Below are 12,635 nucleotides of genomic sequence, written 5' to 3'. Positions count from 1 at the left end.
CTAGCGCCACCACCAGGTCGTCAGGCCCAAATGCTGGTCGATCTGGACGGGGGTGCGCGAAGGGGCGCGTACGGTCGTGATGCCGCCAGCCGCTGCGACGCCCTTCCCGCCACTGAACGAGCCACCGTCGATCACACCGTCGCCGGTCAGCGTCACGCTGCCGTTCGCGGTGAAACCGCCGCCCACGTCCATCGCAATAATCTGCGCCCACGTGCTGCCGAAAAACGCCTTGAAGCCGCGGTGCTGGTTGATCGCCGAATAGCCGGTCACGCCCTGGGCGTACGTGATCGGTGCGTCGACCTTGATGTCGCCGTTCGCGAAGACGTTGCCGCCGACGTTGCGGGCGACCGTGCCGGCCTTGATGCCGATGTTGCCGCCTGCCTGGATCGTGCCGCCATATGGTGTGACGTTGCTCGATGCATCGGCGTGGCAGAAGATCCAGCAGCTGCGCGTATAGCTCGCCTGGCCCGTGAATACAGCGGCGTTAGTGAACGCGTTCTGCGCTGTGATGTTGACGTCGCCGTCGTTCGATTGAACGATCCCGCCAGCATTCGTGAAGTTGCGGCTAGTGATCGTTACCGGGCCGTGCACGGCAGCGATATAGGCGAGTTGGTCCGGATTACCGACCGTCCCGTAGTCAACGTTGAAGCCGGTCGTCGTATGCGTGAAGAACAGGAAGCTGCCGCCGCGATCGGAATAGGCGGTGGGCTGGCCGCCGTTCGTGCCGCCGGTGTGGTCGATGATGTTCTGCACGTCGCCGGCCGCGGTGAGGCTCACCGCGCCATTCGACAGAATGCGGGCGTTGTCATTGATGACGTTGCCGCCGGCTGTCAGTTTCGTCTGGCCGTTGGCCGCGAATATGATCCCGAGGTTGTTCGCGCTCGAGCGGTTCGTGATGTCGCCGGCGGCAGTGAGGACAACGTCGCCGCCGGTCGTCGTGCCGTCGCCCGCCGTGGTACCCGCCTGAATCAGGCTACCGGTGTTCGTGATCGCGCCGCGACTCGTCAGATTGACTGTGTTGCTAGCGCTCACGGTCGTAGGTCCGGTGGCGTCGTCGGACAGAACAATATTGCCGCCCTGGATGTTTACGTTGTTCGCGGCCGTTACCTGCATGCCTTGCAGCGACACGGTACCGGGCGTCGTAAGCGCGACGTCGCGCTCGGCCTTCAGCGAGCCGTCGGCAATCGCGATGTCGCCGCTCGCCGTGACGACGACGTCGCCGGCGTTCGCATAGATCTTGCCGAGGCTGTGCACGCCCGCGCCCTGGTCAGTGACGATCAACTGCACGCGGCCCGCCGTCAAGCCACCGGCCGCCGTGATATCGACGGCGACGGAGTTGCTTTTGGTGCCCGGCGACGACGTACCGATCAGCCAGTCGTGGCCGTTGTCAGATGGGGAGAAACTGGTGTCGTAGGTCGCTGTGCTGTCGCCCACGATCGCGCGGATGCCGCTCGTCGAGCTGGTGAAATCGTTGGTCACCGGACCGGTTATGCTCAACTGTTTGGCGATCAGATCGAGGTTCACTAGCGTGCCGGAGAGCCCACCGGGACCGATGGTGATCGCCCCGCGATCCGTCGTGAGGACGACGTTGCGCTGCACAACGCCCGGCGCGAGCGTGAGATCGGTAAAACCGACCTGCCCCGTTGAAAGCACGACGTGGCCCGCGTTCGTGAAACTGCCGCCGTCCACAGTGACCCCGTTCGGATTCGCGAGGATCACGTTCGCGCGCGGGCCTAGCACGTTGATGTTGCCCAGGATCAGCGACGGATTCGTGCTCGTGACCTGGTTGACGATCGTGCGCGCGTTGATGCCGACGTTGTTCAGGTCGGCACCAGCTTTGGAGACGTTGAACGACGTGTAGGTGTTGTTCGAAACGCCACCCACGGCGGGGGCGATGCTGACAGATTGGCGGCCTGTTGCGCCAATCGTTACCGTTGTCGCAGTTTGACCGTCTGCGACGATCCCTCCTGCGATGGTCGAGCCGGAAATGCCAGTCAACACCACGACCAAGCACTGCCGAAATAGTTTGACTCGCATTAAATCCGGACCTCAAATTCGAACGATATTTTGGTGGCGGATATCCGCCCAGCCCCGAATCTCAAAATGAGGGGAAAGAGAAATCGCCACCTACGCGCCGAGAAACAAACTCATCACCGCTTATAATGTGGCGTATAGAGTTTTCAGTAGCACTCGCACTTTCAATGAAATACGCATCATAGAAATAAGCATCTCGCTGGTCGACTGCAACCAGTTCTCCATCTCCCTCCGCTCTCGCAGTTGTAATGGTGAAGAAAATGCTGCCGGACGCTCCCCAGCGCCCCTCCTCTTTGGCAGTCCGCAGTTGACCATTCTTTTCGAGAGTTCGCCACGATTCTGAATATGTCCCATCGAGCTTGATGTCCATCAATGACATCGTCTGGCTTCCGTCACGGGCGTTTTGACGATCGTACCACCGACCGACGAAGACATCTCTACGGGCTTGAGCGGCATGATCGACCGGCAGACCGCTCCCTTGCAATTGCTTAGGTGATGTAAGGCCATCAGGATTTTGCGAAGCACAACCACACATGGCCAAAGCAACAAGCGCAAAAAATATTTTTTTCATAGTCATCCCCCTTACTCGCAGCCGACGAGTTCCCCAACAGACCTTCCAAGCGGGGAATTACTTTAATGCGATCGATTAGCGGGCGTTGCAAATCTTCGACCCTTAAATCAACCCCGTTTAATCGCGCGCCACTCCTTTATTAGCTGGCACGTAATCCCGACAAATATGGTTACATAGAGCGGCATCCCCGCCATGGCGGGCCTCCATCCCGAACCATGCGAAATGGAAATCACCACTGCAAGAGCAACAATTCCTATTGCACCCAAATAAGCTACCAAGGCCCGCTTGAGCAACCTCGCCACTGCAGACGACCGATTCCCAGAAGAAATTGTCATTTTCCATTCCCTCCTTGCGTCACCGCAGTCTGCAACGGTCCTGCTGCGCCCTGGATTGCTTGGTTCAAGAAATTCCCTATAGCACCCGGGAACAAGCATTTTTACAGCACTTCCCAAGGCTGTAGCCCCTGCGCCAAAGGTACCCGCAATATCGAGATTATCTTGATGGGTCACACCCGCCGCTCCAAACGCGGCCGTCCCCGCCACGGTTGCATTGTAATGCGAATTTTGGCGGTCATACCATCGCCCAACGAACAGATCTCTCCTCTTTTGCGCCGTCATATCGACTGACAGCCCATATTTCTGCCATTGTTTAGGCGAAGTTAGATCGCCCGAATGATGCGAGACGCAAGCGCACAAAGCCAAAGAAAAAATCCCCACAAGAACTGCTCTCGTCGCCTCGCGCATCATGTCACATCGAAATCGAAATGCCTGCCAAAAAGCCACTGTCGCGCGACCGCAAATTCAATCGGATGAATGGATGTCACATCCCCGCTTGATCTCTCGCCGCCGCTTTACAAACTGATAGGTGATTCCAATAAAAAGCAAAATAAATAACGGCAATGGAATCAAAAGCGGCTTCCAGCCAGCCCCTTGAACCAGAGAAATCGCCGAAAAGAAAGAAATCACAGCAGCCAACGAAAGGTAAGCCTTAACGTAGCAGGCCGCGATTCTATTCACTCTAATATCATTCATAGCCTTCAATTTCGAACGCCAGATGCATTTTGACCGAACTTTGGAACGATCCCGAGCGCCTCTAACAAGCGGAGTGCGATTATCTAGGATTCTTTTCCGGAAGCCATCCTTCCTCGATCCGATTAATCAGCATTGTGTCGTTCCATGCTTCTCGAATCGGCAGCTTTCTTTGACCGGCCGTGATCTGGCCCACCATCCACTCATTTTCGCCATCCCACAACCACCGATTCTCTACCTTTCCAGTAGGCGGACCCTCATAGTATTGCATCGACAACTCCATGGCCGATCAGACGATCATTCTCTAGAATTTCAAAGTGATCTCCGACACCAACGCTGTCACGCATATGCTCCCAACTAGCGAACTTTATCTTCGCCTTTAGCGTTTCTCCAGGATAGTGCACATCTGTATCGTCGTAGACATGCTTTCCGCTTGCAAGCCAATCAATGCGGGCAAACTTATGGTGTGGAGAATATCCGGTGCGAACACCCGAGACCTTTGGATCCGGAACGTCGATCGAGATCTCTACCGTGGCAATAATATTTTCCATTTTAACCTCCGTTTAATATGCATGCCCAATATTCTTCACAACAGAATTGAAAATATTCAGTTGATTTTCCTTCATTACGGACAGCACACCACTCTTGAATATAAACGGATCGATTGAGTACGACACACCAAATTTTCCTATAACACTTGCTGGAATGTCCGCCTTTATGATTGCCGCATACTCAGATGCAGTATTTGCATAGGCCATGACCTCATTCAGGTTGAAGCCAAACTGTTTCATTTCATTTGCGCCAGGAGCGAAAGAGAATTTTCCAGTTTGCATGATGGAACTGAATTCCTCCGGGCTAACAGCGCGATAGACCGTAATAGTATCCGCCGCTGCGAGGACTTTGCCCACGGCTTGTTTAACCGCAGCCCCCTCGCCTAGAGTCAAAACACCCAGCCCAGCATCAGCCACAGATCCAAGTGCCAGCGCCGCCGCCATTCCATAGTTGCCGACACTAGCGGCAGCTTGCGCCTGATCCGCCATGTGGACACCCGGTATCGCGCTCCGGGCACTCTGCCAAAATGCGGAAACGGCTCCCAGAACTTTATCCAGGTGCAAGGCGTCGTTGTTTAGCGCTTCGTTTTCGGCCCAGGTCGAACCGGCTGTGGCATTTTGACCAAGTACTCCGGCGGCTCCGCCGCCCGCGAGGGCCGCTACGGTGTTGAGTACCGCCAATTGACCGGCATCCAACGCCGCACCGCTTGGATCGATACCTGCCAACACAAAAGGTGAGATCAGCGAACTGGTCGCAGCACCCAACGCACCCCCAGCGCATCCGGTGCCCTCCGCAGCCGAGGCTGCACATCCCAACGCGGCGTGCGCGGCAATATTGCCTAGCGTCAACGGGTCGGTCCCATTGCCAATCGCGAAGGCCGCGGCTGCAGCAGCATTGCTTATCGCGCTGTTTCGGAGGTTTGTCAGAAAACTGCCGCCGTCGATCGCCGTTTGTACGCCCGCCTGAAGTGCCGACTCGGCCGCGAGCGCGCCGATCGTAGTCGGCAGTGAACCCGTCGCCGCGCCAGCTTGCGGCACCAGCGTATTCCCGACCGACTGCACCCCCGCCAGCGCAGCCAGACTGTTCTGCGACGCATTCCATGACCAGCCCACTGCACCGTTGTCGAACGTGATGCCGTTCGTCAGTCCGGCCGTCAGTGCTGCCACACCGCTGGCCTCAAACATCTTCCCAGCACTGAACGAGCCACCGGAGTTCAGCTGGCTCATCGCGCTGTTCATCATGCCGGCGAACCCGGCCGACAACGCAAGGTTGGCCGTGCCCGCGCCAACCGCTGCCGTCGTCGTGGTCACCGTCGTCGTGCCAATCGTCACCGTCGTCGTGGTCGCCGGCACAGCCGCCGCAAAGGTCGTCCCCGACGCTGCCGACGCCATCGCCCCGACGGCCGCCGATGCCGCCATCCCCGACATGATCGACAGGCCCGTAATGACCGCCGTCATGAAGAGCTGGTCGTACCACGCGTCACCGTCGACGACGTCCGTATGCAGGTTGTCGCTGACCGTCTGCTGCGTAAAATTCCCGCCGAGCTTCGTCTTCAGGTCCGACAGCATCTGCTGCGTCGCGGCCTGATTCACGCTGCCATCGGCATTGACCTGCTGCAACGCTCCGCCGATCTGCGCGATCGACTGCGCGTTGAGCTGGTAGTTGGCGGCCGACATGAAGCCGCCTTGCTGTATCACGGTGCCGGTGGTTTGCAGCAGCACACCGTCCTGCCCGGTCTGATAGATCGTCCCGACGTTCGTCGAGCGCTGCTCGTTGGTCAGCGAGTTCGTGTTGACCGCCAGGTTCTGCGCCGTGACGGTCCCGGTGTTCAGGATGCTGTTCGCGTAGTTGAGCGTGACATTGCTGCCGGTGATTTCACCATCGGCATTCACGACCGCGTAGTTCTTTGGCAACAGCACTTCGGGCATCAATGCCTGCACCGTCGGGCACGTTGCGCCGCCCGTCGAGCTGCAACCCGGCTCCGGCACCGACTGCTCGACGTACCAGAGCATCGGATGATCGATCATCGCCAGCTGCGCGTCGGACAACTGCGTACCGAGCGCGATGTTGTGCTCCTTCGCGTACTCGAGCGACGCGCCGTAAAGCGCCGCCTTGTCCTGATTGGCGATCGATGCCTGGCTCGTGCTGTCCGTCGCACTCGTCGTGCTGTAGAAACTGCTCTTGCCGGTCGCCTGCAGCGCGGCCTGCTCGATCTGCTGATTCTCCGTGTACGGGTCGTAATAGAACGGTACGTTGCCCGGCTGCAGATTCGCCGGCAGGTTGGCGATCAACGACGCCGACGAAACCGTGTCCACGACCTGTGCGGCCGGGTTGTTCGTCAGGTAGGTGACCGTAGTCGTTTGCCCGGAAATCGTCTTGACCGTCGCACTCAGCGGCGTATTTGCCTGCGCGACGACCGGCGCCACGGGCGTGCCGACAGTGCGCACACCAATCGGCGTGTTCGACGGCAGACCGGCCGAACCCGTCACCGACGTCAGCTGACCATTCGCGTCGACCACCTGGCCTGCCACGTTGACGGTCGTGGTCACGCCAGACGGCGTCGACACCGGCCCCAGCGAAATCACTTGTCCCGACACGACCGGCGGTGGTGTAAAGACGTTCGGATTCGTGATCCCGTTGACGAGCTGCGAGCCCGTCAGGGCGACGGTCTGGCCGATGACGTTGCCGGTATTCGTGAGCGTCGGCGAGTTCACCGAGAGCGAGTTGCCTGCCTGAATCGTGGCCGGCACAAAATCCGACATGCCGACATTCGACGGCAAGCCGGGCGCTGCCTGCGCATCGCCAAGACTAAACGCCCCGCCGTACAGGTTCTGGCAGGTCGCCGCCGAGCCTTGGCAACCCCACGTGCGAATGCCGGCGGGGTTACCCGTCCAATACGCATGCAGGTATTGGTTGTCGCTCGACGCACTTGAGCTCGCGTTGATCGTCGCGTTGTTCAGCGCCGTGACGAGACTGCCCGTGTTGCTGAACACCCCCGCCGTGATCGACAGGTTATTGTTCGCTGTAATCGTCGACGGCTTGGCCGACTGCACCTCGATATACGCTTCACAGTTCTGGCCGCACCCCGAGTACGGCGACGCCGACCCATAGTTCTGGTGGACCGTCACCGGCGCGGCGATCGTGTTCGTCACCGTGCCTGCGTTGATCTGGACATTGTTGCCGGCTTCGATCGCGGCCGATGTGTTGGTGACGCTCGAGGCCTGCGTCGGATTGCCCGCGGTCGTGCCTGTGCCACCGATCACGACATCGTGCGCCGCGACCAGATTGCCATAGGTATTGGAAACCTGATTCGCGGCGATAACGATGTCATGGCCGGCGGTAACGTTGCTGTTGGTCTGCTGATAGCTGTACGTCTCCGAGTTCGGATTCGTCGTATGCAGCGACGTACAGCCCGAATTCGAGACACCCGATGCGCAACCCGCCGTCACCGTCTTCGATCCGACGTTCGAACCTTGATTGGTAAAGCTCGCTGCCTGAATCGTGACGTCGTTGCCCGCCGTCAGCGTTCCTGCGTTGGTCAGGTTGCCGCCCGACACGTTCAGGTTGTGGCCCGCCACAACCTGTCCAGCTGAACCCTGCACCGTGCTGCTCGTCGATACGGTCGGAGCTGCTACCGTACCCGGCGAATTGATCGTGAAGGTCGTCGGCGGACCGATGGTGTACGAACAGTGACTATTCAGGTCACAAGCATGGATCCCCGTGCCGACGATCCCGCCTCCGGACTCTCCCGGCGTCGTGCCGACGCTCTGGTAGACCGCGATCGGCGCACCGCCCTGCCCCAGGAATCCCCCCGACGTCGAACCGCTCAATGCCTGCAGACCCGACAACAGTGAATTCAATGCCGTCGCATCGACCATGTCCGTCACGGTCGACGTGTACGAGCGCGCCTCGTTGTTCAACGTCTGAACGTTCAACGAAACGTCGTGCGCCGCGCTCACGGTCCCGCCTTGATTGTTCAGGGTCTGAGCCGTCAACGAAAGATTGTGCCCCGCCGCGATCACGGACGGCGAGCCGAACACCACGCCGACCGTCGTCGTCGTTTCCGTTACGCTCGGCAGCGTGAACGTCTGGCTGATGCCGGCATTCGGCACGCTCCCAGACTGCAGATACCAGTATTCAGCCGCGAGGCTCCCGAGCTGGGGCTGCGCCTGCGACGAGTCGCCCGGCAACTTGACCATCGTGAACGTGCCCGTGGACGCGATGGGCGCCTGCGTTCCGGCCACGCCGACGGGAGACAGCAAGTCACCCAGCGTCGCCTGCTGGGTCAGCGGAATGTTTTCCGCAGGGACGTGATTGCCCACGCCCGGGAAATAGAACTGGTAATTGATCGTGCCGATAACGGTCGACCACAACAGTCCGGGGTTATCCACCGCCTTGGTCGTCGTCGTGGTCAACGAGCCGGATGAAGTGGTCGCATTATTGACGGTCGCCGCCGTGATCGACAGATCGTTTGTCGCCGTCAGCGTACCGCCTGCATTTCCGAGATCGCCACTCAGGTTGATCGTCGCGTTACCGCTGCCAGCCGGGCTATTGCTATTTCCCGCCTTCGTGATGCCTTTCGAATTGTCGTAACTCGTGCCCGAGATCGTCAGCGTATTGGCGGCCTGGACGGTGCCGGCGTTCGTGCCCGAACCATTCAGAGTGAACGCATCGTTGGCCGTGACCGTACCGCTCGCGGCGTTCGCGAGCGTTCCGTTGATCGTCAGGTCGTTGCCGTTGATCGCACCCGTGTTGCCCAGCGCGCCGTTCAGGGTCAGGGAGCCCGTGCCCTGGTTGATCGTCCCGGCGTTGTTGATGCCCTGAGCCGCCGAGACCGTAACCGCCGTTCCGGGCAGCGTCCACGTCCCGGAATTGCTCACCGACTGCGCGGACAGGTTCAAGCCGTTACCACCATTGACCGTCCCATAACTGGTTACCGATGGGTCGAGCGTCTGGTTCGGCAGGTTCAGCGTGGCGACGTTTTGCGCGAGAATTCGGCCGTTCGTGTTGTCGAACGAGCCGTTGCCGCCCGTGACCGTCACTGTCGTGTTGCCGACTGGAGCGGTCGGATTGTTGACGTCACCCGAGTAAATCAACCCGTTCGCGTTGCTCAGGCTGCCCGTGGTCAGGTTCAGCGCGTTGGTCGCGAGCAAACCGCCCGAGTTCGTCGTCGCACCCGAGACGTTGATATTCACCGTCGGCCCGTAGATCGTCCCCGAGTTATTGAGGTTCGTCGCGGTGACGTTCGCCGTCTGCAGTGACGACAGGCTACCCGAGTTCGAGACCGTAAAGCCAGATACATTCAGATTGCCGGCCGCCATCTGCGTACCGACGTTCGATACCGTGCCACCGGCCAGCGTCGCATCGCCCTTGAACGCAGCCGTGCCGCCCGTCGTGATGCTCTGCGTGCCCGTGATCTGCGTCGTGCCGCCCACCACGGCGTTCGCGGTCGTTACGTTCGCGCCCGACAGGGTCGCGTTGCCACCCACCGACAACGCCGGGGCGGTTGCACTGAAGGGCTGGTTGAGCTGGCCCGCCGAGGTGTCGAGGTTGTTCGTCGCCGTCGCGGTCAGATTGCCGCCGACCGCCACGCCTTGCGTCGCGATGTTGGTCGCCGTGAGGCTCGCATTCTTCGAGGCGGTCGTCTGGCCGTTGAGCGTCAGGTTCTGGCCGGCGTTCAGGGTCGCGTTGCCGGCCGTCCCCACCGGACCGGCGGCCGTCAGACTGCCTGACTTCGCATTCGCGGTGAGATCGCCCAGGCTCTTGACGCTGCCTTGTGCATTCAGGTCCGTGCCAGCCGTGATGGTCGTTGCCCCGCCCGACAGCGCATCGCCAGCAAGCGTCGCACTACCGTTGGTCGCCGTGAGCGTGCTAGTGCCGACCGCCGTCGTCGCGCCGACCGTCAGGTTTTGGCCGGCGGTCGCGCTCAGGTTGTTGCCGGTCTGGATCGCGCCCGACACGGCAATGTTGTTGCCGGCATTGAGCGTCGTGTCGTTCGCGACGCTGATCGCGCCCGTACCGTTGATGTCGCGGCCCGCCGTCACGCTCGCGTTGCCGGCATTGCTGACTGCGACGCCACCGTTCAGGTTTGCATCGCGTGAGGCGGCGATCGTCGTATTCTGGCCGCTCTGGATCGAGCCGGCGACGGTCGCGTCCTGCCCGGCATTGATGTTCACCGCGCCCGGCGTCGACACCGCGCCCGCGACCGACACGCTGCCCGCGCTCGATCCGATCGATGCACTGCCGCCGCTGTAGACTGTCCCGCCCAGCGTGACGCCCTGCTTGCCGCTCGAGTTCAACGCACCGAGCGACACCACATTGCCGGTCGTCGAGAGCAACGCGCCGTTGGCCGCGAGCGTCATGTCGCCCACGGATGCAGCTGTTCCCTGCACGGTCGTGTTGCCGCCCGACGTTACGTTCAGGTTCCCGCCGCTCGTGACGTTCCCGCCGAGCGTCGTATCTTGCCCTGCCTGAATCGTCACCGCGCCCGGTGCGGACACCGTGCCACTGAAACTTGCGTTCGAGCCAGCGGTCGCGGTGATCGTGCTGCCACTCTGTACCGCGCCATTGAGCGCAATCGCTTGTCCGGAATTCAGGTTGACTGCGCCCTGCGACGACGCGACATTGCCTTGGCCCGTAATCGAGCCGGCTTGAGCTGCAATCGTTACCGGCCCCTGAGCCTGCACCGTGCCGCCTACGGCCGCGTTCTGACCCGCCGTCACTGACAGCGCACCATTGGACAGCGCGTTGCCGTTCACGGTCGCCGAGCCAGTCTGCGCGGCAATCGTGGTATTGCCCACGCCTGACACCTGTCCATTCACGGTCGCGTTGCGCGCGCCCGCGAGCGCGACCGTGCTGCCACCCTGCACCGCGCCGTTGACCGTCAGATCCCGCCCGGCCTTAGCCGATACCGTGCCCGGCGCACTCAAGCCGCCGACCGTCAAATCGCCGTTGGTCGTCTGCAGCGCGATGTCGTGCGCCGTCAGCGAGTCGATCGTCATCGACTGGCCGGCCGTCAGATTGGCCGCGCCGTTTGCCGCAACCGATGCGGCGTTCAGATTGCCGCCAGCCGTCATCGTGACGTTCTGACCAGCCGACACGGAACCCGGTGCGTTGATGTCGCCGTTCGCATTCACCGTGTAGCTTTGATTCGCGAGCGCCGTGCCGTTGATCGTCGTGTTGCCAGCACTATTCAGATTGACGTTCTGATTGGCAAACGTCTGTCCGACCGACACGTCGCCGTTGGCCTGGACGACTACGTTGCCGGCCGTTGCCGACAACGGGCCCTGCGTGTTCACGCCCATACCGGCCGCTGTGGACACGATATAGACGGTCCCCGATGTGACCGATCCATATTGGCTCGCATCCACCGCGACGGTTTTGCCGATCGCAGCGGCCGTGTTGGTCGCGCCGTTCGCGGCCGTTCCGTATGTGATGCCGGTCGCGTCCGATGCAGTCGGCGTGACGAGTTGATTGCCGGTGACTACGTTGACACGCTGATTGGCTCTCAGAGGAGCATTGATCGTGACACTTTGACCGACCACATCAAGGTTGCCGACCGTACCTTCCACCCCAGCGCCCGGCGTCCCGTCATTGCCTGCCGGCCCGTTGATCGAAATATTGCCGGAGCGAACGTCGTACGCAACGGCACCTGCGTGCGCAAAATCGGTTGCCGTGCCGCCGACGCCCGTGAGAAACTGCGGCGTGCCGGTTGTGAGCGTCAGATTCGTCACGTTCGTAACGCTCAACCCATTGACGCTGACTCCATTCGGTGAGGCCACGACAACAGCAGCGGGCGAGCCGAAGACCTCCAACGGGCCATACAATGAGGCCGCTGGCCCGGTCGATGTGACCTGATTGATAATGGTTGTCGCAGGCCGACCATTCAAATTCGGATTCGCGCCAAGCGTGCCGCCAAGCAGCGGCGTCCCCGCCACCGTGCTGTTGTTCAGCACGAGACCTTCAGGTCCTACGTTGAACGACTGATACTGTCCAACGCTAATCCCATTGGAATTCGCGGTGGGAATATTGATAGCCGGGACGCCCGTGCTGGTCTGCGTGATCGTCGGCTGGAATGGAATCGGAGCACGTGGATCGACGATCGGCGCCGCATGCGCCACTTCATCGGCGAGAAACACGGCCGGCGCGAAATACATCACGACCGCCATCACGGCAGCTACGCCACGCATCCATACCGGACGCGCGGTCTCATCGCATGCCGGCCCTGCAAATCGATAATTCGTGCACGCCGACTCGCGTGCCAACTTCTGTTGCGCAACGCGCACGACCCCGGCACGCTGCGCTTTCTTGTTACTTGTCATCTACGCCTCTGCGAAGGCTTGTTGTTGGGTCGTGTCGGACAAAAGTCCGACACGACATTTCATGGATTGCCAACTTTCTCGCGCGGATCGTACCACGTGCGATTTTTGGCAAGCGTCAACAATCGTCAG

At 60.7% G+C, this 12,635-nt stretch carries 6 protein-coding genes; all 6 read right to left on the bottom strand.

The window, feature by feature from the left end:
- On the bottom strand, nt 1-2,037 hold the full coding sequence (locus BSE24067_RS13895) for a two-partner secretion domain-containing protein (protein WP_151065256.1): 2,037 nt from the start codon (nt 2,035-2,037) through the stop codon (nt 1-3).
- 61 nt (nt 2,038-2,098) lie between these two features.
- Nucleotides 2,099-2,611, bottom strand: a complete 513-nt coding sequence (locus tag BSE24067_RS13890) for a hypothetical protein (protein ID WP_151065257.1) — start codon at nt 2,609-2,611, stop codon at nt 2,099-2,101.
- Nucleotides 2,612-2,712: 101 nt separating this feature from the next.
- Nucleotides 2,713-3,351, bottom strand: coding sequence for a hypothetical protein (locus BSE24067_RS32520; RefSeq protein ID WP_244130498.1), 639 nt, complete (start codon nt 3,349-3,351; stop codon nt 2,713-2,715).
- A gap of 54 nt (nt 3,352-3,405) precedes the next feature.
- A complete protein-coding gene (locus tag BSE24067_RS13880; RefSeq protein ID WP_244130499.1) occupies nt 3,406-3,621 on the bottom strand; it encodes a hypothetical protein in 216 nt (71 codons plus the stop codon).
- A gap of 269 nt (nt 3,622-3,890) precedes the next feature.
- Nucleotides 3,891-4,184, bottom strand: a complete 294-nt coding sequence (locus BSE24067_RS13875; RefSeq protein WP_151065260.1) for a hypothetical protein — start codon at nt 4,182-4,184, stop codon at nt 3,891-3,893.
- A 12-nt stretch (nt 4,185-4,196) separates the two neighbouring features.
- Entirely contained in the window at nt 4,197-12,506 is an 8,310-nt protein-coding gene (locus BSE24067_RS13870; protein ID WP_244130500.1) for a beta strand repeat-containing protein, read from the bottom strand.
- Between the last annotated feature and the right edge of the window lie 129 nt (nt 12,507-12,635).

It is taken from the genome of Burkholderia latens, from assembly GCF_902499045.1.
Lineage (GTDB): Bacteria > Pseudomonadota > Gammaproteobacteria > Burkholderiales > Burkholderiaceae > Burkholderia > Burkholderia latens.
This window is presented reverse-complemented; position numbering and strand designations above follow the sequence as displayed.

Excerpts from the sequence above, each read along its gene's own strand:
- BSE24067_RS13895 (WP_151065256.1), bottom strand. The coding sequence starts at position 2,037 with ATGCGAGTCAAACTATTTCGGCAGTGCTTGGTCGTGGTGTTGACTGGC.
- BSE24067_RS13875 (WP_151065260.1), bottom strand. The coding sequence starts at position 4,184 with ATGGAAAATATTATTGCCACGGTAGAGATCTCGATCGACGTTCCGGAT.
- BSE24067_RS32520 (WP_244130498.1), bottom strand. The coding sequence starts at position 3,351 with ATGATGCGCGAGGCGACGAGAGCAGTTCTTGTGGGGATTTTTTCTTTG.
- BSE24067_RS13870 (WP_244130500.1), bottom strand. The coding sequence starts at position 12,506 with ATGACAAGTAACAAGAAAGCGCAGCGTGCCGGGGTCGTGCGCGTTGCG.
- BSE24067_RS13890 (WP_151065257.1), bottom strand. The coding sequence starts at position 2,611 with ATGACTATGAAAAAAATATTTTTTGCGCTTGTTGCTTTGGCCATGTGT.